General features: G+C 44.6%; 19 protein-coding genes. 13 read left to right on the forward strand and 6 right to left on the reverse strand.

Going from position 1 to position 20,986, the window contains the following annotated elements; all coding sequences use genetic code 11:
- Positions 1 to 4 precede the first annotated feature (4 nt).
- The 5 genes from RH88_RS18945 (at position 5) to RH88_RS18965 (ending at position 4,137) form a co-directional block, all read left to right on the forward strand.
- Positions 5 to 703: an ABC transporter permease gene (locus RH88_RS18945; RefSeq protein ID WP_005599059.1), complete on the forward strand. Its 699-nt coding sequence runs from the start codon at positions 5 to 7 to the stop codon at positions 701 to 703.
- A 9-nt stretch (positions 704 to 712) separates the two neighbouring features.
- Positions 713 to 1,429: an energy-coupling factor ABC transporter ATP-binding protein gene (locus tag RH88_RS18950; protein ID WP_005599060.1), complete on the forward strand. Its 717-nt coding sequence runs from the start codon at positions 713 to 715 to the stop codon at positions 1,427 to 1,429.
- Positions 1,407 to 1,994: a molybdenum cofactor guanylyltransferase MobA gene (gene mobA, locus RH88_RS18955; RefSeq protein ID WP_005599062.1), complete on the forward strand. Its 588-nt coding sequence runs from the start codon at positions 1,407 to 1,409 to the stop codon at positions 1,992 to 1,994. The genes RH88_RS18950 and mobA overlap by 23 nt, the downstream gene beginning before the upstream one ends.
- Positions 1,991 to 3,808: a bifunctional molybdopterin-guanine dinucleotide biosynthesis adaptor protein MobB/molybdopterin molybdotransferase MoeA gene (locus tag RH88_RS18960; RefSeq protein ID WP_005599064.1), complete on the forward strand. Its 1,818-nt coding sequence runs from the start codon at positions 1,991 to 1,993 to the stop codon at positions 3,806 to 3,808. Before mobA ends, RH88_RS18960 begins: the two co-directional genes overlap by 4 nt.
- A 62-nt stretch (positions 3,809 to 3,870) precedes the next feature.
- Positions 3,871 to 4,137, forward strand: coding sequence for a DUF2960 domain-containing protein (locus RH88_RS18965; RefSeq protein WP_005599066.1), 267 nt, complete (start codon positions 3,871 to 3,873; stop codon positions 4,135 to 4,137).
- 90 nt (positions 4,138 to 4,227) lie between these two features.
- Here RH88_RS18965 and nagK read toward each other — a convergent pair whose 3' ends face one another.
- Together nagK and RH88_RS18975 are read right to left on the reverse strand one after the other, a co-directional pair.
- A complete protein-coding gene (gene nagK, locus RH88_RS18970; protein ID WP_005599068.1) occupies positions 4,228 to 5,136 on the reverse strand; it encodes an N-acetylglucosamine kinase in 909 nt (302 codons plus the stop codon).
- A 124-nt stretch (positions 5,137 to 5,260) separates the two neighbouring features.
- Positions 5,261 to 5,998, reverse strand: a complete 738-nt coding sequence (locus tag RH88_RS18975; RefSeq protein WP_040758036.1) for a tRNA-uridine aminocarboxypropyltransferase — start codon at positions 5,996 to 5,998, stop codon at positions 5,261 to 5,263.
- Positions 5,999 to 6,081: 83 nt separating this feature from the next.
- On the opposite strand from RH88_RS18975, the gene RH88_RS18980 reads away from it, so the two are divergent.
- Positions 6,082 to 6,870, forward strand: coding sequence for a sterol desaturase family protein (locus tag RH88_RS18980; RefSeq protein ID WP_005599071.1), 789 nt, complete (start codon positions 6,082 to 6,084; stop codon positions 6,868 to 6,870).
- A gap of 138 nt (positions 6,871 to 7,008) precedes the next feature.
- Here RH88_RS18980 and RH88_RS18985 read toward each other — a convergent pair whose 3' ends face one another.
- Positions 7,009 to 9,042 (reverse strand): methyl-accepting chemotaxis protein, encoded by a 2,034-nt coding sequence (locus RH88_RS18985; RefSeq protein ID WP_005599072.1) that lies wholly within the window; start codon positions 9,040 to 9,042, stop codon positions 7,009 to 7,011.
- Positions 9,043 to 9,138: 96 nt separating this feature from the next.
- Between RH88_RS18985 and RH88_RS18990 the strand changes: the two genes are divergently transcribed.
- Positions 9,139 to 9,651 carry an NlpC/P60 family protein gene (locus RH88_RS18990; protein ID WP_005599074.1) on the forward strand — a complete coding sequence of 171 codons (513 nt, stop codon included), beginning with the start codon at positions 9,139 to 9,141 and terminating at the stop codon, positions 9,649 to 9,651.
- A gap of 29 nt (positions 9,652 to 9,680) precedes the next feature.
- On the opposite strand, the gene RH88_RS18995 is transcribed toward RH88_RS18990, so the two are convergent.
- Positions 9,681 to 10,025: a DUF3802 family protein gene (locus RH88_RS18995; protein WP_005599076.1), complete on the reverse strand. Its 345-nt coding sequence runs from the start codon at positions 10,023 to 10,025 to the stop codon at positions 9,681 to 9,683.
- A 477-nt stretch (positions 10,026 to 10,502) separates the two neighbouring features.
- On the opposite strand from RH88_RS18995, the gene RH88_RS19000 reads away from it, so the two are divergent.
- Together RH88_RS19000 and RH88_RS19005 are read left to right on the forward strand one after the other, a co-directional pair.
- Positions 10,503 to 11,369 carry a fructosamine kinase family protein gene (locus RH88_RS19000; protein ID WP_005599079.1) on the forward strand — a complete coding sequence of 289 codons (867 nt, stop codon included), beginning with the start codon at positions 10,503 to 10,505 and terminating at the stop codon, positions 11,367 to 11,369.
- Between the two features lie 217 nt (positions 11,370 to 11,586).
- Positions 11,587 to 11,790, forward strand: a complete 204-nt coding sequence (locus tag RH88_RS19005) for a CPXCG motif-containing cysteine-rich protein (protein WP_005599081.1) — start codon at positions 11,587 to 11,589, stop codon at positions 11,788 to 11,790.
- Positions 11,791 to 11,879: 89 nt separating this feature from the next.
- Here RH88_RS19005 and RH88_RS19010 read toward each other — a convergent pair whose 3' ends face one another.
- On the reverse strand, positions 11,880 to 12,500 hold the full coding sequence (locus tag RH88_RS19010; RefSeq protein ID WP_005599083.1) for a riboflavin synthase: 621 nt from the start codon (positions 12,498 to 12,500) through the stop codon (positions 11,880 to 11,882).
- A 542-nt stretch (positions 12,501 to 13,042) separates the two neighbouring features.
- Between RH88_RS19010 and RH88_RS19020 the strand changes: the two genes are divergently transcribed.
- Complete coding sequence (locus RH88_RS19020) at positions 13,043 to 14,413, forward strand: MATE family efflux transporter (protein ID WP_005599086.1); 1,371 nt, start codon at positions 13,043 to 13,045, stop codon at positions 14,411 to 14,413.
- A 69-nt stretch (positions 14,414 to 14,482) separates the two neighbouring features.
- Here RH88_RS19020 and RH88_RS23765 read toward each other — a convergent pair whose 3' ends face one another.
- Positions 14,483 to 14,644 (reverse strand): hypothetical protein, encoded by a 162-nt coding sequence (locus tag RH88_RS23765; protein WP_005599088.1) that lies wholly within the window; start codon positions 14,642 to 14,644, stop codon positions 14,483 to 14,485.
- Between the two features lie 290 nt (positions 14,645 to 14,934).
- Between RH88_RS23765 and RH88_RS19030 the strand changes: the two genes are divergently transcribed.
- The 3 genes from RH88_RS19030 (at position 14,935) to RH88_RS19045 (ending at position 20,914) form a co-directional block, all read left to right on the forward strand.
- Positions 14,935 to 18,609: a hypothetical protein gene (locus RH88_RS19030; RefSeq protein ID WP_005599090.1), complete on the forward strand. Its 3,675-nt coding sequence runs from the start codon at positions 14,935 to 14,937 to the stop codon at positions 18,607 to 18,609.
- An 835-nt stretch (positions 18,610 to 19,444) separates the two neighbouring features.
- Positions 19,445 to 19,939 (forward strand): hypothetical protein, encoded by a 495-nt coding sequence (locus tag RH88_RS23970; protein ID WP_005599093.1) that lies wholly within the window; start codon positions 19,445 to 19,447, stop codon positions 19,937 to 19,939.
- Positions 19,940 to 20,284: 345 nt separating this feature from the next.
- Complete coding sequence (locus RH88_RS19045; RefSeq protein WP_005599095.1) at positions 20,285 to 20,914, forward strand: LysE family translocator; 630 nt, start codon at positions 20,285 to 20,287, stop codon at positions 20,912 to 20,914.
- Positions 20,915 to 20,986 lie beyond the last annotated feature (72 nt).

Consider the following 20,986-nt stretch of genomic DNA (forward strand, 5'->3'; position numbering starts at 1 on the left):
ATTCATGAGTCTCTGGCAAACTACACTAGACGCGCTGGCACTTTTGGTCGCCTTTGATCCTGACCTGCTAGCCATTGTTGCGGTCTCATTTAATGTCTCTTTGACTGCGATATCTCTGGTGTTGTTGCCAGCGATTCTGTTCTCGTTCATCCTTGCTTACACGGATTTTCGTGGCAAATGGTTTTTTCTATCGATTATCAATACTCTGCAAGCCGTCCCAACCGTGGTGATTGGCTTGCTGCTTTACATGTTGCTGTCTCGCGCAGGCCCACTTGGTGATTGGCAAATGCTCTTCACCCAAAAGGCGATGGTGTTCGGCCAAATGCTGATTTGCTTCCCTGTTTTGGTTGCCATGATGCATGGCTCACTTCAATCAAGTGACCGCCGTGCTGTAGAAACGGCGATCACACTGGGTGCCTCACCATGTCGCGTCGCGGCGACTATGATTTGGGAAACTCGCTTTCCTCTTCTTGCTGCAACAATTACGGCTTTTTCTCGCATCGTGACCGAGGTCGGTTGTTCGATGATGGTTGGTGGTAATATCATGGGCGTAACGCGCAATATTCCAACCGCAATCTCGATGGAGAGCCATAAAGGTGCATTCGCTCAGGGCGTTGCGCTGGGAATAGTATTACTCTCGCTGGCACTGCTGCTAAACTTTATGTTAGGTAGCATGCGCGGTCGTGGCTATTTGAGAAACTAAGGGCGCTGTATGACAATAAAAATAACTGCACAACAGCTCTCAATGCGATTTAAGAATCGAGTGCTGTTTCATATTCCTGAATTATCGATTGGTCCAAATGACGCAATTTACTTAAAAGGTGATAACGGCGTAGGTAAAACCACTTTACTGAAAATTTTATCCGGCCTACTCAAGCCAACCACTGGAAAAGTCATCGCGCCACACGACAGTTTTATTCAACGTATATCGGCTCGAAGTGGCCGCCGTGACGTGGTGTATTTACACCAAGCCCCTTACCTTTTTGATGGTTCTGTCTATCAAAACGTCGCTTACGGTATTCGCTATCAAAAAATGTCATCGCAAGACAAACGTGCTGCGGTGATCTTTGCACTGCGCAAAGTCGGCTTAGAAACCCTTGCCGACGAACATATTTCTGTCCTTTCTGGCGGAGAAAAACAACGCGTCGCGATGGCGAGAGCGTGGATTCTTACCCCTTCAATTTTATTGATGGATGAACCGAGTGCCTCGTTAGATCAAGAATCCATTGACCGCTTAGTATTGTTGGCGAAAGATTTGCTCGAAAAAGGCTCCAGTATTGTCATCACCAGCCACCAAAAGAACGCCTTAACCGATTTATGCCGTAAACAGTGGTGGATAAAAGAATCAACTCTGATAGAGTCACCGCTGCTACAGATCATCACTGATGAAAAACAAGAGAGCGACTATGCTACATCCAACGCAAACTAGTTGGGTTATTTTGGCTGGCGGTCAAGCCAGCCGCATGGGTGGCAAAGATAAAGGTCTTATCGAACTAAATAATAAGCCGCTTATACAGCACGTTATTGAACGCTTGTCACCACAGACCCCTAGCATCTTAATTAACGCGAACCGCAATCAAAGCCAATATCAATGCTTTGGTCCCGTGTTTAGCGACCATTTTGCTGATTACCCAGGCCCAATGGGTGGTATTCATGCCGGCCTAGTGCACGCCGATACCGATTGGGTCGGTTTTGTCCCTTGCGACAGCCCACAAATCAACCATGATTTGGTGGCCCGTTTCTGCGCACAAGTGACACCAGAAAGCGACATCTTGGTCGCCCACGATGGTGACCATCAGCAACCGGTATTTACTCTCTATCATAAACGCGTATTACCTAAACTGACGGCGTTTTTAGAGCGTGGCGATCGTAAAATCATCCTACTCTACAAAGAATGCAACACCTCATATGTAGACTTTAGCGACTCGCCAAACTGTTTTGTTAATCTAAATACGCCGCAAGAACTGGCTCAATTTGGGACTCTAGAATCATGACAGCACGCCACTTAATTCCTGTAATTGGATTTGCCGCCTACTCCGGCACAGGCAAAACGACCCTCATTGAAGCGCTTTTGCCTAAGTTGACTGAAGCCGGTTTACGTATTGGTATGCTCAAGCATGCTCACCATAATTTCGATGTCGATCAGCCGGGTAAAGATAGCTACCGCCTACGTAAAGCGGGCGCGAGCCAAATGCTGATTTCATCGCGTAATCGCTACGCATTGATGACAGAAACACCAGAAGAAGAATCAGAATTTCATTTTCTGCTTAGCCGTTTCGATCAACAAAAGCTTGATGTGATCCTAGTGGAGGGTTGCAAAAACATCGCCTTCCCAAAAATTGAACTGCACCGCGACGAAGTGGGCAAGCCATGGCTTTATCCAAGTGACGACAACATTATTGCCATCGCCGCAGACAGCAAAGTAACTGACAGTGAGCTACCACAAATGGACATCAACGATCTTGATGCCATTACTCAGTTTATTCTCAACTTTGTTGCCTCAAACGGAAAATCATGTTGTGACAACGTAAGCAACACGCAAATCGATAAGCCTGCGTCCTCATGCTGCGACATATTGTCCCCTGCTTTTCTTTCAGTCACACAAGGCCAAGAGAAAATCTTATCGCTGGTCAATGAAGTCACAGAGGCTGAATCGTGCCCGATTGAAGCAAGTTACAACCGAGTGCTGGCTATCGATGTTGCCTCGCCAGTCAATGTGCCGCAATACACCAATTCAGCCATGGATGGTTTTGCCATTCGTGGCGATGATATTGTCAACGACGAGGCTGAAACTCCAAGCTATCACGTTGTTGCTGAAGTGATGGCTGGCCACGCTTACCAAGGTGAATTGCAACCAGGCCAAGCAGTAAAAATTATGACTGGCGCCCCAATGCCAGCAGGTGCTGATACCGTTATTATGCGTGAACAAGCGCAAGCCAACGGTGACCACGTCACGTTCCCTGGAGCATTCATCAAACGCGGACAAAATGTCCGTCAAGCGGGTGAAGACTTAGCGCAAGGTAGCGACGTGTTTAGCAAAGGCACGCGCATCGAATCCGCTGAAATGGGCATGCTCGCCTCCCTTGGTTTTGGTCAAGCTCAAGTAGCACGTCAATTAAAAGTTGGCTTGTTCTCCACCGGTGACGAAGTCCAAGCGCCGGGCAGTGAACAAAAGCCCAATACGATTTACGATTCAAATCGTTTTACCATCATGGGAATGTTGCAAAAACTGGGTTGCGAAGTCATCGACTACGGTATCTTAGAAGATAACGAACAAGTGATGATTGATGCGATCGAAAAAGCCAGCCTGCAAACAGATGTGATCATTACATCAGGTGGTGTATCGGTGGGTGATGCGGACTACGTGAAACTCGCGCTTGATAAACTAGGCAAAATCGATTTTTGGCGTATCAATATGCGTCCGGGCCGTCCACTCGCTTTTGGTCAGGTAAACGAAAAACCTTTCTTTGGCTTACCGGGTAACCCAGTGGCCGTCATGGTGTCGTTTATCAACTTTGTTGAGCCGGCTTTGCGTAAAATGCAAGGTGAGCGCAACTGGCAACCACTGAAAGTGAATGCGATCGCTACTGAAGATTTGCGCTCACGCCAAGGTCGTACTGAATATAGCCGCGGCGTATTCCAGATCGATCCAGCGGGTCGCCTAACAGTGCACACTACCGGCAAACAAGGTTCGGGTATTTTACGTTCAATGAGTGAAGCAAATTGTCTTATCGAAATTTCACCGGCGGTTGATACAGTAAAAGTCGGAGAAAGCGTGACAATCATCCCACTTCAAGGCAGAATCTAGCCCATTCAAGGCCAGCCTACTCTGCTGGCCTTCCTATTTAGCGAATTAGAAGCAGTAACACTATGGCTCGTACAATTATTTATACTTACAAAGACGAAGAGAAAGAACTGCTTTTCTCTTATCAGCAACACCACAATATCCATGAAGCGGTTGCAGAGGCTGAAGGCATTGATATTACTGATTTCCTAAAAATGGAAATCCAACTTGAACTGATCTCTGATACCAAAGCGGTACGTAACTATCGTGACAACCACTTTAAGAAATTAGGCTTTGGTAAAATTACCCTCAAGCCAAAAGAGAACTTGGGTGTGGGTAAAAAGCACAAGTAATCACGCCGTGCAGATGCAAGAAAAGCACTAATGAAGAAAAGGGCTTCCAACTGGAAGCCCTTTTGCATTTTGATCAGAAGTAATTAGCAATTACTTGATGTTCAAGAATGCCGCGCCGCGAACGCCGCCTGAATCACCATGTTTCGCTTTTACAATCTTAGGACACTTCGCCACAGAAAGCAGATGTTTCGGAATACGCTTTGGCATTTCATCGTAGATCATATCGAAGTTTGATAGACCGCCACCAAGAACCACGACGTGTGGATCATTTGCAGTAAACAGGTTAGCAAAACAGATCGCCAAGAGCTCCATAAAGCGTTCAACGTGTTCAACGGCTTTAGGTTCGCCTTCTGCTTGTGCTTTAATGATCTCAATCGCTTTCTTCTCTTCACCAAAGTAGTGAGCGTACAGCAATTCAAAACCACGACCAGAAAGGTAATTATCGATACAACCTTTCTTATCACAGCCACAATCAAGTAGTGGCGCATTCTCGCCAAGGTGGAACCATGCATCGATAGGTAGACGCATATGGCCCATTTCACCCGCTACGTGGTTACGACCTGAGAATACTTGACCATCGTAAATCAAGCCACCGCCAAAACCAGTACCAAGGATCAACCCCATCACCGATGGCGAATCTTTTAATTCTTCATCCCACGCTTCCGAAAGCGCAAAACAGTTCGCGTCGTTGTCGACTTTAACAGTACGACCAATTTTCGCTTCAAGATCTTTACGCAGCAACTTACCTTTCGCCGCAGGAATATTTACCGTTAGGATCGCACCAGTATCAGCATCTTCCATGCCAGGCAAACCAAGGCCAATCTTACCTTCGCAGTTGAACTCTTGATCATATTTGTTTACCAAGCCCGCAATCGCGTCAAGTAGTGCTTGGTAATCGCTGGTTGGCGTAGGCACGCGCTCTGTCGCAACACGTTCTAATTTCTCATTGAATGCGCCAAACTCAATCTTGGTGCCACCCACGTCAAAGCCGTAGTACATTGTATTCACTCCCAGAATATAATTTATAAAATCCAAAACTTGGGTCATTATCCATAAGGCAGTAGTCACAATCCGTGACCTATGACCATTTATAAATCAATTGAACAGGGTTTAACCAACCAAATCAATTGTCTAACTCTGGATTTGCGGCAAGGTAGTGCTTTAAGGCAGGACGGGTTAAATCAGGCTTGATTCGCGTTTTGCTTAATAAATAGGTTTCTCGGAAGACTGCAAACCACTCATCGAGCATTTTTGATGCCTGTTGCTCACCCAGTTGTTCCAGTACTAATACCGCAACTTCTGCCGTCGAAAGATGCTGTTCATTTTCGGACTTACGCATCATATATTGCGATAACACTTGTGGCTGAATCGATAAAACTGGCAAATGCTGCAGGTAGGTCGACTTGCGGAATATTTTGCGTGCTTCACGCCAGCTACCATCTAGCAAAATCATCAACGGTTTCTTGCCTTGGCAAAACTGCTGTGCCGGTTGTCCAATCAAGCGCGATTTCACATCAACGTATTCGTCTGGAAAGACAATAAACGGCTGATAGTTTTCATCTTGCAACAACGCAATCATCTCAGGTGCCGGCTCGGTGCGATTCCATTGATATACATAGCCTTCTTTCACTGCGTCTAAGATCAAGCGGCCGGTGTTACTTGGCTTAAAGACTTCACTTTCCGAAACGATCAGCATCACCGCCACATCGGTGTCGATGTCTGGTTGATAGGCACAAACACAGTACTTAGTAGCCACTTGGCAGTAGTCACAACGGACCACTTTGCTGCCTCTGGCATTGAATACTCGTGTTGCTACTGCTTGTCTATGGAGGAAAAGACGATGAAATGCGTGGATTCTCATTCGGATTCATTGATAATAATATTCGGGCGACAAATTCTACTCGCCATGGCGTCAGTTGCAAGTTGAAAGCGTAAGGATACTTAATGCAAAACCCAGATATGATTCGGCTGAGCTTTTTTCTGTCCACTTTAGTACTGTGTGGTTTGTGGGAATGGCTTGTGCCACGCAAAGCGCTCACTCAAAGCAAAGGGCAACGTTGGCTTAACAATATTGGTCTAATCGGTTTTAACTCGCTCTGTTTGAACCTCTTTATGCCTCTGCTTGCGCTTGAGGCGGCTTTGTGGGCTCAGCAAGCCAACATAGGGCTATTTCATTGGCTGTCCCTACCCGCTTGGCTTGGGGTGGTAATTTCTGTCGTGCTACTGGATTTAGCCATTTATGTTCAACATGTCATTTTTCATGCTGTACCATGGTTATGGCGCTTGCATCGGATGCACCATGCCGATCAGGATATTGATGTCACCACCGGCGCCCGCTTTCACCCCATTGAAATGATCATCTCGATGTGTATAAAAATCGCCATCGTGGTTTCATTTGGCATTTCACCGCTGGCCGTATTGCTATTTGAGGTCATCCTCAACGTTAGCGCGATGTTTAATCACAGCAACGCCAAACTGCAACTCAATCTCGATAAGGTGTTACGCAAGGCGATCGTCACCCCAGATATGCACCGCGTACATCACTCTGTGATCGTTAAAGAAACGCACTCTAACTTCGGTTTTTTCTTGTCGATTTGGGATCGACTTTTCGGTACCTATCGCGCCCAACCTGAATTAGGTCATGACAAGGTAAAAATTGGTGTACCCGAGTTCCGCACCCCACGCGAACAATGGTTGGATAAGATGCTAACGCAGCCATTTCGTCGCCAATAGGGTTGAGATTCGAGAGAGTGCGAGAGTGCGAGAGTCTAGACTGTAGAAGCGAGAGGCGAGAAGCGTAGCGTTCTATACTCTCAAATCTCTCTCTGCTCTCGGAGCGTAGCGCTCTCGCCTCTCGATTCAATCGCCGCTCTACCTTAAACGATACTTATGCAGCATCTGTTGTTGGTCTTTGGCGATCTGTGCTACTTGCTGCGCGTTTTCTAACATCGCCTCTAGCTGAGTCTTAGTATCATCGCCTTGATGAGAAACTTGGGTGATTGCGCGGCTCACTTCTGCAGTTGCGCGTTGTTGCTGCTCGGTTGCCACTGAGATTTGTTCAAAACGAGAACGGATCAGTCCAACAGAATGTTCAATATCATTAAACGCACTTTTCACTTGCTGGCTTGATTCCAATGCAGACACCATCTCTTTGCGAGTACCCTCTACCGCAAGACGCGACTGATCTGCGGCTGCCACCAGCTCATTCATATTATGGCGAATATTGCTGGTTTGATCGGAGGTATCACGTGCCAACTTACGCACTTCATCAGCAACCACAGCAAAGCCTCGACCTTGCTCTCCCGCCCTCGCCGCTTCAATAGCCGCGTTGAGTGCCAGTAAGTTAGTATTTTCAGCGATGCCAGAAATCAAATCGACCATTTCGCAAATTCGCTTCACACGGCTATCAAGTGCAATCATTGATTGTTCATTAGTATCTAACGTTTGCTCTAAAGCCTTCAATCGCACACGGTTATCCTCTATCGCAACCACACCTTGCGTTGAATACTGTTCCGCAATTTTCGATTCATCGTGTGACTCATTGGTGACCGTCGCAATTTCTTTTATCGAAGCTTCTAGTTGAGTAATTGTGGTCACCATCTCTGTCAACGCATCGTTTTGTGCTTCTAAGCTGTGATTAGATGAGTCTGCCGCATCGTGACTCAATTGAGCCGTTTGATACAGTATTTCACAGTTGCTCGTCACGGAGTTTAGCGACTCACTTGTTGTATCAATAAGGCGATTCAAGCGAGCGGATACCTGTTGTATTTCGTCAGGTCCTTGCTGATTCACGCGCTGACGAAAGTCTTGCTCTGAGACGCGGTTCAATTGTTCTAATACTTGGTTCAGACCGCCCTTTAACCATCGACGTAAAACAATCCACAATGTCACTATCACCACAGCACTCACACTACAAGCAAGTAACAACGTATTAGATAAAGAGGATATGGTGCTCTTAACCACAGACTGACTTTTTGCTATCAATGATTCTGCTGAAGAGGATATTTGATTAAGGGTGTCAATTATCTGTAGTGCCAAAGCTTGTGCTTGTGCGGTTTGCTTATTTTGCTGCTTAACCAGTTCTAACTTAGCTAAGATCTCTTTTAATACACCGTCGTCTCTGAAACCGGTATTCACCATATCGTAAGGTGCTGTCAGGCTTGAAAATTCGGCAATGTCCGGATGCCACTGTGCAAAATCATCATAAGCCAAATTGATACCCGCGATCCGATTACGCATCTCTTTGTATTCTTGCTCTGCTTTGGTTAAGTCGGTTTGCATCATCAGCATCAAGAACGTTCCTTCCATCGAGCTTGCACTGGCAATGAAGCGATTCGCCGCATCGGTCGATTCTGGGTTATCGAGAGAGAGAAATGATGATATACGATTCATTTCAGGCCCAATCGAACTAAGCCCGTAACGAAACGCAGCAACATCGGCATCAATACCAACTTGCATTGCCAACAACTTTCGCTGCGTCGCGATCACCGACATGGTATGACGATTGAGCTTATCGAGCGAATCGCGCAGTAGAATTTTCTGTGACTCCGAAATAGCTTGATTAAAGTTGTGAGAAATATCAAAAACTTCTTTTCTTTGCTGCTGACTATAGTGGATTAATTGGCGAATTTTAGCTTCAATTGCAGCAAGTTGTTTTTCTGATGATGACTGCGTACTGAAGCTAAGCTGCTTCGTCTGTTCAAGGAGAGATTGAGTTAATTTCGCGTTTGCAGACGAGAGTGGAAGCGCTCGGTCTGATAAGGTTGTAAAGTGATGCTCCACTTCTTGCAAACCTTTGTTATTCACAATCGTTATGCCAATCATCAAAACCAAAAAGCCAACAAATAAGGCTGTGAGAGATTGAATTAGAGAAAGGGTCCATCGGGCGTTATTAAATAAAGTCATTGCATCCTAGCACTGGGTTGTTAATCAATTGTTCCAATGCAGTTTATGGCTTAACTATTACAGTAAAATTTCACTTTAAGGCGGATAAAACTCGCAATGATCAAATTAGTCTCTGTTATTCGCCAGCATAGTATTAAGTTATTAGTTGCCTCCTCGGTGGCCTTGACGGGTTGCAGTTCTTCGCCATCACAATCTGAGCTAAGCCCCGATATCACGGCCTACCATCAGCAATTAAAAAGTGAATTCCTGGATGTATTTCAAATATGGAAAGGCACACCTTACCGCCTAGGAGGCAGTAGTTTAAAGGGCGTTGATTGCTCGGCCTTCGTGCAAACCGCCTATCAAAGAGCCGCGCAACTTAACTTGCCAAGAACCACAAAATATCAAGTTCAAGTGGGCGAAGAGATAGCATACGAACAAGCCAATGTCGGTGATTTGGTGTTCTTTAAAACCTCACGAACAACACGTCATGTCGGTGTGTACTTAGGTCAAAACCAATTCATGCATGCATCAACTTCAAAAGGGGTGATTATTTCTCGGATGGATAACCCATATTGGGCGGGGAATTTTTGGCAATTCAGGCGAGTAACATCCCCGCCTGCACTTTAAATCAAATTGAATCTAATCTATCAGCGGCGTTAGTCGTATTTTGCGACGGCGCTGTCGAACAGGTTTTTAACCAATGCAACATACTCATCAAGGAAGGCAATCTGTTCATTTGTCGCGGCTTTGGTCCACATACCCGCTAACACTTCACCGAGATCTGCCACTACTGAATCAGCTTCTTTGAGCAACTTAAAGCGAACACTCGAATGCAATTCTGGGTTCTGTTCAAAGATCGCCATAATGTTACTCGCCACCATATCAGTCACGACATCTTCGACGCTCTCTTTGCCCGTATCGCCATCTTCTGTGGAAAATACGTCGAGATTGGATGCGAGATGCTCAACTAGGGCTAAATAACCATCAGTATCAACAACCATTTTATCTCCATCTAATTATTGTTTTCTGTATCTATACTACGGGAATTAGGCGCACATTAACAATTATCGACGTAACGATATGATATTTAGAGCCCAAAACAACGATGCAACCTATTTGATTGATGAATTATTCCGCGATTTATCGCCATGTGACGACGTGGCTTCACGTAACATGGCTTTGTAAGCGGAATACCAGCGCATCTACAACATTGTAATCGTTCAGTTCCAGTAACATGTGAAGCTGGATCATAAATCGTACTTTTCATCTTGCCATCACAGTATCAGCCAAAGCGAAAACAAAAATTGCACTAACGAAACAGAATCTTGCTTAGCATTATAACAACGATACTGTTCACATTTTAGCAAGTAGGCTGCTTAATTCTCTTCAAATTATTGAATTCTTTGCTTTGTAAGTCGGAATTGATCACGTCAGTAACCTACACTGTAACCTGAAATTAGATGATTTAGGGGCAGGCTATGTGGCAAGCAATATCCGAGCAGTTATCTGAAACATTGATGTTTTCATTTGTAATTCGCGAAAAAACAAAGCTTTCCGGTGGCGATATCAGCGAAAGTTATATGATCAGTGACGGTGAGCAGCGTTACTTTATCAAAATCAATCAGCGTGAATTTTTAGCCAAGTACGAAGCTGAAGCAGAAAATATTCAATGCTTACGCGAAACCAGTACGGTATTTGCCCCTGAATTAGTTCATCTCGGCAAATCGAAACATCATGCCTTCTTAATCTTAAATTATCTCCCCACCAAACCGCTTGATAACGGCGAAGCGAGTTTCACTTTTGGGCAACAACTCGCGGCATTACATCAATGGGGCGAGCAAAAAGAATATGGCTTTGATTCTGATAATTACCTTGGCAACACCCTACAACCCAATAAATGGGATCGTAAATGGTCACGATTTTTTGCCGAGCAGCGAATTGGTTGGCAATTGCAGCTGATCAAGGAAAAAGGCGTCTTACTGGTTGATATCGCTGAATTTACCCAAAAAATTCAAGCTATTCTGGCGCATCATCACCCTCGCCCTTCACTGCTTCATGGTGATCTTTGGAGTGGTAACGTCGCAAATTCTGCAGCAGGCCCAATTTGCTATGACCCTGCAAGCTATTGGGGTGATCGAGAATGTGATATCGCGATGACAGAGTTATTTGGTGGATTCAAACCCGAATTCTATCAAGGGTATCAAAGTGTTATGCCTTTAGATCAACACTATGCCGAGCGAAAACCCATTTATAACCTTTACCATGTACTCAACCACTACAATTTGTTTGGTGGTCATTACCTCGATGAAGCACAACAACTCATTGACCAGGTGAATGATTATTAGCTTTATTATACAAGGAGTTACATTTGTGTGGTGTGCGCGATTGCAAGTATTTAGATCACAGCTATCGAAATAAAGAACGGTTATCTGTGATTTTTATGCCAACAATCAAATTTTGCACTTAATTCACGCCCATTACTAACTTATCGCCGTAGTATTAATTTATGGCAATGATTCGTGATAGCCATATCGTCACAAGTGGTAATGAAGAGGTAAGTCTATGCGTAATTTCACCGAGAAACAGGTTGTCTGCCCACACTGTGGCCACTCAATTGGCATTACTCTCGACGCATCAAATGGTAATCAGGATTTCTTCGATGATTGCTCGGCATGCTGTAATGCTATTCATTTCAATCTCACCGTTAACGAACAGATGGATCGCATCGACTTAACCGTTGATGCTGACGACGAACAGATATTCTAGCCCAATCAAAAAAGAGCGCATCTGCGCTCTTTTTTGATCAATGCGTTTATCTCGCATGGGCTGATTTCATATTAATTAATCGCCCCAAGCTAACCTTCAGTTGCGAAACGAGCAGCCAATACGCGCTCAACGGTATCAACAATCGCTTGAGTTTGTGGATCAACTTCTACGTTGATGCTATCCCCCACCTTGCGCGAACCAAATAAGGTACGTTGTAACGTTTCTGGAATCAGGTGAACGCTAAAGCGATTCTCCTCTACCTCGCCAATAGTCAACGAGCAACCATCCAAACCAATATAACCTTTCGGTAGGACATATTTCATCGCCTCACTTGGCATGTCGAACCATACAGTGCGGTTATTCGGTGTATCAATCACTTCACTCACCTTAGCGGTCAATGCAATATGGCCAGACATACTGTGCCCACCGATTTCATCACCAAACTTAGCCGCGCGTTCTACGTTGACGTAATCACCGACATTGAGTAAGCCCAAATTGGTCAGTTGCAACGTTGCCTGCATTAAGTCAAAGCTAACATTCGCCCCATCAATATTCGTCACGGTAAGGCAACAACCGTTGTGAGCCACTGAAGCACCAATTGACAGGTTTGCACCAAGTACATGCTCAAGCTCTATTACGTGCGTTTGAAAATCTTGTTTCTTCTCGATCGAAACCACTTTTGCCATGCCTTGTACTATACCGGTAAACATGGTTATCTCCTTGGTCGGTAACAATTTTAAATCTCGCGAATCTACACACTCTAAAGCAAGCTCGTGCATTGGTAAATCTGCACACGCAATGAAGCACTTACCGCCAACCAAGCTTGAGCCATCGATCGTGTATTTATCGCGCTTTATACCCGTGAACATTGCTTAATTGACGTAAAAACACCAACAGAGAAATAACACCTATATTATTGATTTTAATTGGGTTTAAATTAACTACTCCATCCTCAATATAACTCTGAATTGTTATTTACTAAAAACTAATTAAAAAGCCGCGACGAATCGCTTAGTTTCGGTATAATGCGCGTGATTTTTAAGCACAACAACGCCCATACCAGTCTGACAAATCGCGGTATATAAAGCGCACTCATACCTAGGCTGTTTATTTACTTTTTCTGTAAAAAACCGCCAGTGACGCCCGAAACCCGACTTAGCACCGCCTGCAGTCTCAAGCGCAATTTGGCAGATTCGTATCAAAACCCACTCGTTGGGGGATGAGTTGTGTACCCCCTTTTGGAGTTCTTTTCGTGCATCGTTATAAACAAGAAGCTAACACACTGATTAAGTTAGCAACCCCGGTATTGATCGCCTCTGTGGCACAAACTGGGATGGGTTTCGTCGACACTGTAATGGCTGGTGGCGTCAGTGCTATCGATATGGCTGCAGTTTCTATCGCCTCAAGTATTTGGCTTCCGTCTATTTTATTCGGTGTTGGCTTACTGATGGCCTTGGTGCCTATCGTCGCGCAATTAAATGGTTCAGGAAAAGTCGATCAAATCCCATTCCAAATCCAACACGGTTTTGTCATGGCGCTATTGATCTCAATCCCGATTATTGGTGTGTTATTCCAAACGCAGTCAATTCTGGATCTCATGGACGTTGATGTCACCATGTCAGTAAAAACGGTTGGCTACATGCATGCGGTGATGTTTGCAGTTCCCGCGTTCTTAATGTTTCAAGCATTACGTAGCCTAACCGATGGTTTATCACTCACTAAACCAGCGATGTTTATCGGATTTGTTGGCTTACTGTGTAACATTCCACTGAACTGGATTTTCGTATACGGCAAATTTGGCGCGCCGGAACTGGGCGGTGTAGGCTGTGGTGTGGCAACCGCTATTGTATATTGGATTATGTTTGGCTTAATGCTGCTTTATGTTTTGACGGCAAAACGCGTCGCTTACATAAAGCTGTTTAAGCAGTTCCACAAACCGGAACTAAAGGCGCTTATTCGTCTATTTAAACTCGGTTTTCCTGTTGCAGCTGCGTTATTTTTTGAAGTGACTCTGTTTGCTATTGTCGCATTGCTTGTTGCCCCACTAGGGCCAATGATTGTTGCTGCTCACCAAGTGGCAATCAACTTCTCATCACTGATCTTTATGTTACCGATGAGTGTGGGCGCAGCAACGAGTATTCGTGTCGGCTACCGCCTTGGCGAACGCAGTACCGATGGTGCAAAAGTCGCATCACGAGTTGGCTTATTGGTCGCGCTAGCGATGTCGTTAACCACGGCACTACTTACGGTTCTATTCCGTGAACAAATAGCGCTGCTCTACACAGATAACCGTCAAGTTATTGATCTAGCGATGCAATTATTGCTACTGGCGGCGATTTATCAATGTATGGACGCAATCCAAGTCGTTGCTGCAGGTGCATTGCGTGGCTACAAAGATATGGCAGCGATCTTTAACCGTACCTTTATCGCGTATTGGATTATCGGCTTACCATCGGGCTACATCTTAGGTATGACCGATTGGATCGTCGAACCAATGGGCGCTCATGGATTCTGGATTGGCTTTATTATTGGCCTTTCTTCTGGTGCGCTTATGCTGGGTTCTCGACTACGCTGGATGCACAAGCAAACAGACGACGTTCAATTGAGTTTCTCTGAGCGTTAATCCGGATTTTTGCTCCAGAATACAAAAGGTCAGCTTATGCTGACCTTTTTCATATTGATAAACGAAACGTTAGTCGTCAGCACCACATTTAGCACACTGATCATAGGTACGCTCACCTTCACTGATCACGATATAACCGCTCACGCAGGTTTCGCATAGCGCCAACTTTGGATAGGCATCTTTGGCTTTTTTAGCATTGATATCGCCTTCAACTGTGTAGTGTTTTCTCATTTTATACCCAAGCAATACATCGAAACTTTATCCCATTATACCGCTTGATGTTGCACATCGAAAATAACCATTTCACTCTCGATCATTACAAAGCCCGTTCACATAGCAACAGCTAATTAAAACAATACAAATCAATCACACTGATTATCCTTCAACTAGCAAATAGAAATTTTAAAGTGATAAAACCTACATAAGCACCAATTAGCCTATGATTTATCAATGGTAGCGCTGTTTCTCATAGTGGTTTTAAGCTACTGTATTTGCAGTTAATTAACAGCACATTACGCCTCATGAACCAATTCGATAAAAATAAAATTATCACCCTCGATATCCAAGAACCTCAGCAAATCAAAGCGGCACTCATCCAATATCAAACCATGCTGATCTGCGGCGAAGCCTTTAAAGAAGAGCAGTTTGATGTCGAGTTTAGACACAGCAACGCAGGTAAAGTGCGTCGTTTACAAACCAGTGATGCCGGTAGCAACTTTGGTTTATTAAAATCGGCCTTAATTAAAGGCCAAGGCGGTAGCGAAAGGTATCTAAACGAAGAGATCACCGATCAATCCGAAGTTTACATTTCAGAGCCTATTCTTTTTGCGGCCGCATTGCAGTACCCAGAACTTAAAGAGACCATCGTTGCAACGGTCAAAGCCATCGTGGATTACAGCCGTCGCGTTAACGACACAGACGAAATCTGGATTGACGACACGGACGTATTCGGTGTTGAAGCCGTTTATATGCTGGCAAAAACCGATCTACAATACCTCTACCTACTCGGACAGTTTTTCTTCCCGTACTGGGATGAAGACCATACCGGTGATTGCATTAACTATTTAGCGGAATTTTTGGCTGAACTTGGCTGGCACCCTGAAGTAATCAAAGCCTATATATGGTGTGACAACGCCAGCTTTCGCTTAGGCATGTTTATGAACAATCCCTATAGCGATGCCCAAACCCACCAGACCCTAGGTGAATACCTAACTGAAAACCCATGCCAATATGGCACTTTTAAACAAAGTGTCATCGAACGTTTTCAAGCAGAACCGGTACTGCTGTATTCCTACGATGAACATAGTGATGAGGAAGAAGATCTCAGCGGTTGCAATCCCGTCGTGTGGCTATATGAAACGCTCTTTCCACGCCGTCGTCATTTTTACGATGACGATCTTGAAGACGCCTTTATGCAACAGCCCTTTATGGGCAGTACGTTAGAAAATGAGGCCTATGATCTACAAGGAATGGTAAAAGGGCAAGTTGACGGTCTACTGGTCAAACCCGCTGAAAGTGCACTAAGAAAACGTGCCCGTTATAAAGCCTATCAAGAACGAGACGAACATCGTTATGACCTCAACTACGGCACTGAAGTACTAAAACCACTGATTCTTGCGATGCCGCAAGGTGATCGCTTATGGCTCTATATCGAAAGCGGCACCGAGCGCGATGCGCTTGATGCTATCAATGAAATTGAATTGATCCCTCTGGCTAAAGCACATGCGCCGCTCATGTTTGAACACATTGACGATCAGCTCTGTTCATGGCAGTACAACAACCGCGGAATTCTTGATGAAATAGAGAATATTCTCGATTTGGCTCGCGACGATCTACTCACCGACCACTTTGGGGATGAATCAACGATTGAACTCGCTAACGGCCTAACCACGACTCTAACGGTGACACTCGATAGCGATATCACACTGCTTGCTGCGCGCCGAGAACAATATCTTCGCATCGTCGATGTCTTCTACCGCGCGCTCGGTAAACGTGAATTCAACGAATATATGATGGAATCACTCACCGAAGAAGACGAGCCACTACTATCACGTCAAGATTATTATCGTCGTTATAGCCAACTTGACGAGGCTGTCATCAACGGTTCAGTCAATGAAACAACAACCGCCACAACGACTGCCACGAACGGAATACTGAGTGCACTTGAAGGATTAGACCCCGCGCTCGCGCGTGACGTGCAATCTATTTTTGGCACTTTTATCGATCGAGACGAAATTCTCTACAAACTTCACTTTCAACGTGTCGATAGCGTGCTGCGCACCTCCCGAGAACTGTGCCATCCCAAACTTTGGGCAGACTGTGAGCTCGCTGATATGGGGTTTTTCGCTCTCGCAAGCTATCAGTTATTCAACGATTTCAACCAGCGTATTGGGGATGACGTTACTGAAGCACTATTCAACTTCCTCAACGAGCAACACATTTGGCAGATGGCGGCGGCCAAAATCATACGATCATGCCGAGTTCGCGATGATCACCACTTTCCTAACTCTGGTTTAATCGATGCTGATATCACGCGTATTAAGGCGTATTTCACCGCCGATAAACCGGAAGATGATCAAGCCGAGCTACTTGCTCTAATAACCCCTCACTTATACCGTGATGATGTCAATCGCGGTGAGCTTCACGTCAACAAATTCAGTGAGTATCAACCTGGCTACACGTTATTTCATGATCGCGATGACGATTTCCAACGCTTTACTCTGATTGCCTTCTGGTTGCGACAACTGCCACTTCCGTTGCGCGTTCAAGCAGATCGCCTATGGAGATTCTTGATCGCTCTCGCGCCAGTACGCGTTGCGCGTAACATCATGCGTGCTCACTCTGATGAGCCGTGGGACGTCACCATCAACACTCCCCTTGATGAAATTAACGTAACAGAGCAGTTAGAAAAAGCGGGCATCAAGTCAGGTCAATTAAATGCCTACGAAATGAGCCGTCACTTCCACGATAACAAGTGCTATCAGCAATGGTTGGATGCTTATAGTGAGATAACCAGCACCGCAACCGGTATGTTTGGCAGTATTGATCGTAAAAAAGCTGAAGCGATGTGTGAAGGCCTAAAGTACATTAATGAACATACTAAAATCGGCTTTCTGCATGATGTATCACTCAAATACCCTGAGGTTAGTTTAGATATTGAGCATGATTTCAAACGTGCATTAAAATTGATGGTGCGTTTGAATATTCGATCATGGGAAAACGCGCTAGCATATGAATATGGTCAAGCTTGCCTCTACGTTGGCGATGGCGATGACGCGCCGGAAAATCTACTCAAACCTATCGCGTCAGATCAGCATACCGTGCACGACAAACCTTGCTATGTCGACGGTTGCTCTTGGTTAAAGAGCACAGTACTGCAACAATGTGGTGAGCAAAATATCATTCTAATGGCCGATCATGAAGTGCCACTAGACAGCTACCAACACTCATTGCCGCGCGGTACGTTACTGATTTTCAATTCAGAAGTAGAAAATAAAACTCTACTGGCACGCATTGCTGAACTGCAAGATACCACTGCGCGTATCGAGCATTTATGCGAACAAACATGGGCCTACCTGGAAGGCGAGATCGACTATGACAGCATCGCTAATTTGTATAATGCTCACCTCGCAATGGATGGTTTCCGCCCTAGCCTAGACGAATATCGTTTATACAGTATGAACCAGTTTATTTGGACGCTAGATAAACCGCGCCGTAATAGATTGGCTAAACTACTGCTTAACCAAGATTGCCACGGCTTTAAAGTGCTGGATGAAAACTATGAAAAGTGTTGGTTACTACACAGGCTCGAACAAGGTGAAATCGATTTTAATGAGTACTTTGAAAAAGTACGTGAAAGCCAACGCTTAAGAGAAACCAGCGAAGAAGCCATGCAGTTTATGTTGAATTGGCTAATCGAAATTGGCGTGAACCTAGCTCATATTACGCGTTTCTGTATCAAACATACTCAGTTTGATGTGTGTTGCGAGTTTATTCAAAACCACGCGCGCGGCATTTACGACCACAAAGATCAAGGTAGTTTTGCCCAAACCTTAGCTTATCTTTACGCCGGACGTCGCGCGCAGTTGCCTGAGATATTAAGTCGCGCCAATGACGCCTCTCAATTGATGGAGCCCCTCACGAAAGATAAATCACGCTTAGTAAAAGAAGCGGTGATGAAATTTATGGTTCATTAATCAACGCTTATAGCCCCACTCTTGGGCAACTAAGAGTGGGGATTATAGGCTTAATAATCATAATATTATCGTTTCTAACGCGAGCAAGGACATTCATTCATGCCTATTGAAGAGTACTCTTTTTGGGACTATTTCATCTTGATCGTAGGTGGAGTCTTGGTTCTCTTTTACCTTATTTACCTACCTTACAGTGTAATTAAAAGCAAAAAAGCCATTAATCAATTAGCCGAGACAAAACCAAATCGGCAGTTGACGTTAAAAGAACAACAAGTCTTATACTTAATCTATGGTAAGAAGCTACCCATAGGCCCCGTCTTCAACATCGAAGGTTATAGCTCCGTATTGATGAGCAAAAAAATGGGATGATTATCGTGAATTTCTCATCGGGCCATATCGAGTTTTTGGCTCTCACCTAAAACCGTTTTTACAAGATCAGGGCAATGTAAAAGCCGAAATCTATATTCACAAAAAAAAATCCTATTTACTCAGTGCTAATGATAAAACCATCATCGAGCACTTTGCTGCGCAATGGCAAGTACGATTCGCCCCTACCGGAGTTGCGGATAAACTCGATATTGAGATTGTTGGTAGCCGAGCGAGCACAACAGAAGAGCGACAACAACTCAAGATCCTCGCAATAAAACCTAAGCGTTTATTCAGGTCATTGGGCGTGTTTTTCTTCTCTTTTTTTTCCTTTGTCATCTTTTGTTTTGGACTACAAACAACACCCTATTTTTCAAGTATCTTGCCTGTATGCGCACTGCCCGTTTTACTCTTCGTGTACCGATATTATAGAAAATGTCCGTTTGACCACTCTATTGAGAAAACCGTTAGATTGGCGCAAGGTATTGTTGTTGGAAATGAAGGCAGAAAAGTTTGGTTTAGTGGCAGTGCGGAGCACGCGCCTGAAGATCCGGCGCTTTGCTTTATCATTCCAACGGAAAGAGAGCGAATCTCTTTAGCGCTAGGACAACGTGTTCAATTTGGCTTTATTCCTAGCCCAGCGGTCACACCATATTTACAAGTTGAAACCACAGAGGAAGATTACCATCCACGTATCGTCTTTATTGATGGTGCGTTTGACGCTGGCAAAGAATTTAATGAAACGCCTTTTATTGCATGGCGCTATCCCTATTTCGCGCTATTGCTGGGTTTGAATCCGTTACTAGTAAGCGTGCCGATATTACTCAATAGTGAACATTCTGCGGATTACTTTGCGCACTGGCCTTTCTACCTTCATTTAGCCTTAGGCTTTTTCTGGCTAATAATCGGCAGTGGCATGTTGCTATATCGTTATTGGATTTACCGACGATCTAAACATCACTTATAGCTTATGACCTGCCACCATACGCGAATGACTTTATTCATAATGGTGCAACAGAAGACGTTAAAGAAAAGTAGAAAGACAGGAGAAAAATTGACTCAGCTAACTCTATTAGCTGGTTAAATCAAGATGATACGCTAAGCCTATTAAGTCGCAATTGAACTGCTGATCTCGTTACGCTATAGTCATCGCGATCTAACGTGGCTTATAGCTGACACACTGACATTATCAATAATAAGTGTCTTATTTTCAGTTGGTTATCTTCTGTTCGCTCTGCTGTTTTCGATAACAACACGGCGTTATTCTTTGCAGTGTATTGCTAATCACTGTGATATTTTTGGTATTTAAAACATGACGATTGATACGCTCGTTGCCTTTGCTGGCATCGTTTTCTTATTGGCAATAATCCCAGGCCCCAACGCGCTTCTTATTTTGTACACATCTCTGACGCAAGGTAAACGCTTCGCTGTTGTCAATACACTAGGCGTAAGCGTGGGATTCTTAATTCATGCGTTTATTTCAGCACAAGGCCTAAGCCTGTTGTTATCACAATCCGCAATGGCCTTTAGCATTTTCAAGTGGCTAGGTGTTGCCTATTTATTTTGGCTGGGTATCAACAATGTCAAAGCGGCCTTAAACCAGTCAGAGCTTAAAATTGACCCCAAGAAAGCGACATTAACCCCTTCATTAGCAAGCAGTTTTACCAAGGGCCTATTAACCAATTTACTCAACCCAAAGATTGTGTTGTTCTATTTATCCATCTTTCCTCAGTTTGTGTCACCACAACATCTCTTAGAGCAAAGTATGCTGTTAGGTCTCACTCAAGCGATGGTTGTTTCTAGTTGGTTCTTAGTTGTGATTCTGTTTGCGAGCAAACTGAAAGCGATGCTTACCACACCGAAAGTGACCAAATGGCTTAACTATGTCAGCGGCGGACTTTTTGTGAGTTTTGGTGTGAGTTTGGCAAGCGCTAGATTGTAGTATTTGGTTATTTGTTCAGGCTAACAATAAGTGCAGGAGAGATAGTTCAGCGACGGCTTTAAGAGCGAGTAA

Origin of the sequence: Vibrio scophthalmi LMG 19158, from assembly GCF_000222585.1 — a bacterium.
In the GTDB taxonomy this organism is placed as follows: domain Bacteria; phylum Pseudomonadota; class Gammaproteobacteria; order Enterobacterales; family Vibrionaceae; genus Vibrio; species Vibrio scophthalmi.

Coding starts and splice junctions, on each gene's coding strand:
- RH88_RS18945 (WP_005599059.1), top strand. CDS start 5: ATGAGTCTCTGGCAAACTACACTAGACGCGCTGGCACTTTTGGTCGCC.
- RH88_RS18950 (WP_005599060.1), top strand. CDS start 713: ATGACAATAAAAATAACTGCACAACAGCTCTCAATGCGATTTAAGAAT.
- mobA (WP_005599062.1), top strand. CDS start 1,407: ATGCTACATCCAACGCAAACTAGTTGGGTTATTTTGGCTGGCGGTCAA.
- RH88_RS18960 (WP_005599064.1), top strand. CDS start 1,991: ATGACAGCACGCCACTTAATTCCTGTAATTGGATTTGCCGCCTACTCC.
- RH88_RS18965 (WP_005599066.1), top strand. CDS start 3,871: ATGGCTCGTACAATTATTTATACTTACAAAGACGAAGAGAAAGAACTG.
- nagK (WP_005599068.1), bottom strand. CDS start 5,136: ATGTACTACGGCTTTGACGTGGGTGGCACCAAGATTGAGTTTGGCGCA.
- RH88_RS18975 (WP_040758036.1), bottom strand. CDS start 5,998: ATGAGAATCCACGCATTTCATCGTCTTTTCCTCCATAGACAAGCAGTA.
- RH88_RS18980 (WP_005599071.1), top strand. CDS start 6,082: ATGCAAAACCCAGATATGATTCGGCTGAGCTTTTTTCTGTCCACTTTA.
- RH88_RS18985 (WP_005599072.1), bottom strand. CDS start 9,042: ATGACTTTATTTAATAACGCCCGATGGACCCTTTCTCTAATTCAATCT.
- RH88_RS18990 (WP_005599074.1), top strand. CDS start 9,139: ATGATCAAATTAGTCTCTGTTATTCGCCAGCATAGTATTAAGTTATTA.
- RH88_RS18995 (WP_005599076.1), bottom strand. CDS start 10,025: ATGGTTGTTGATACTGATGGTTATTTAGCCCTAGTTGAGCATCTCGCA.
- RH88_RS19000 (WP_005599079.1), top strand. CDS start 10,503: ATGTGGCAAGCAATATCCGAGCAGTTATCTGAAACATTGATGTTTTCA.
- RH88_RS19005 (WP_005599081.1), top strand. CDS start 11,587: ATGCGTAATTTCACCGAGAAACAGGTTGTCTGCCCACACTGTGGCCAC.
- RH88_RS19010 (WP_005599083.1), bottom strand. CDS start 12,500: ATGTTTACCGGTATAGTACAAGGCATGGCAAAAGTGGTTTCGATCGAG.
- RH88_RS23765 (WP_005599088.1), bottom strand. CDS start 14,644: ATGAGAAAACACTACACAGTTGAAGGCGATATCAATGCTAAAAAAGCC.
- RH88_RS19030 (WP_005599090.1), top strand. CDS start 14,935: ATGAACCAATTCGATAAAAATAAAATTATCACCCTCGATATCCAAGAA.
- RH88_RS19045 (WP_005599095.1), top strand. CDS start 20,285: ATGACGATTGATACGCTCGTTGCCTTTGCTGGCATCGTTTTCTTATTG.